Raw genomic sequence first — 1,524 nt, 5'->3', positions numbered from 1 at the left:
CCTCTTTTTATTTGCATCTTGAGGTAATAAGCAGGAAATTACTGCAAAATAGGCATAAAACCCCTTTCCCCATAAAAACTGCTTTTCTGGGTTTGTCAAGTTAAGTGTGTAAGTTTTTTTAGGTATCATAAAAGAAGATGCGTTACCAGTGATTGCTGGCTTTAAAATTTCTCGTATTTCAGGATACGAGCTTGCAGCTTATCATCCATAGCCAACTGGTTTCTGACCATCGCCCAGTTCTGGATATGATGCCCTTCCCACTTGGCATAGAGTTCCTTTACCCTGAGATAGAGAACCTTGAAGACAGATTCCTCGCTGGAGAACGAGCCCTTCTTGGTGACTTTTCGGAAGCTGGAATTCACGCTCTCTATCGCATTGGTGGTATACATCACCTTCCTTACGGCACTGCCATAGTTGAATAGTTGCTGGACATGCTGCCAGTTCCGCTTCCATGTTTCTACCGCACCGGGGTACTGGCTCCAGGCCTGCTTGAACCGCTCGAATTCGGCCTCAGCACTCTTCAGGTTCACGGCTCCATAGACCTTCCTGAGCTGGGTCGTGTAGGCCTTGTAATCCTTGGATGGGATGTACTTGATGGAGTTGCGGATCAGATGGACGATGCAGCGCTGCACGACCACCTGGGGGAAGATGGACTTTGCTCCCTCTTCCAAACCGGAGACACCATCCATGCAGATGAATCCGACATCTTCAACGCCACGGGCCTTCAGCTCATCGAATATCTGCATCCAGTTATGTTTGCCCTCCGTCTCGTTCATCCAAAGGCCCAGGACATCCTTCGAGCCATTGATGTCATAGCCGAGGATGACGTAGACAGCGTGGTTCTTGGTCTCATAATCCTTGCGTACAGAGACGTACAGGCAGTCTACGAACAAGAAGGGGTAGAAGGGGTTCAGAGGACGTGTCTGCCAATGCTGGACTTCGTCCATCACTCGGTCTGTGATGTTCGAGATGCTCTCTGCGGACAGCTCGAATCCATAGATGTCATCAATCGTCTTGGCAATATCCCGCTGGCTCATGCCGCGTGCATACATGGCCAGTACCTTGCTCTCGATCCCTGTGACATCCTTGGTGCGTTTGGGGACTACCTGGGGCTCGAAGGTAGATTCGCGGTCCCGTGGGACGCGGATGGGGACCTCGCCGACCGAAGTCTGGATGGTTTTCTCCGTATAGCCATTCCGACGGTTGGAGGTTTCCTTCTTGCTATGATCATTGGAGCTATACCCGAGATGGTTATCTATCTCGCCCTGCAGCATAGCTTCGAAGATAGGACCGAACACGTCCTTCAGCGCTATCTGCATGTCTTCCTGCGTCTTCGGCTGGTATTGTTCCATGATGAGCTTGGCGATTGCCTGGCCTTTCTCACTCGGGTTTCTACGTTTCTTCATCAGTGCTGTACTCAATTCCTTTCAACCTGCTTTCTGATAGTGTACCGCACCTCGACAAAAAAATGAAGTGCGTAAGTTAGTAAATTGGTTACCGGTAACTTACACACTTCATTTTACA

General features: G+C 49.7%; 1 protein-coding gene. It reads right to left on the bottom strand.

Going from position 1 to position 1,524, the window contains the following annotated elements:
• Nucleotides 1–161: 161 nt before the first annotated feature.
• Complete coding sequence (locus tag PGX44_RS05475) at nucleotides 162–1,406, bottom strand: IS256 family transposase (protein WP_083615847.1); 1,245 nt, start codon at nucleotides 1,404–1,406, stop codon at nucleotides 162–164.
• Between the last annotated feature and the right edge of the window lie 118 nt (nucleotides 1,407–1,524).

The sequence above is a fragment of the Caecibacter sp. AF58-12pH5A genome (genome assembly GCF_027681725.1).
Taxonomy (GTDB): domain Bacteria; phylum Bacillota; class Negativicutes; order Veillonellales; family Megasphaeraceae; genus Megasphaera; species Megasphaera hominis.
The sequence above is the reverse complement of the archived record's forward strand: the minus strand, read 5'-3'. Positions and strand labels throughout refer to the sequence as shown.

Coding starts and splice junctions, on each gene's coding strand:
- PGX44_RS05475 (WP_083615847.1), bottom strand. CDS start 1,406: ATGAAGAAACGTAGAAACCCGAGTGAGAAAGGCCAGGCAATCGCCAAG.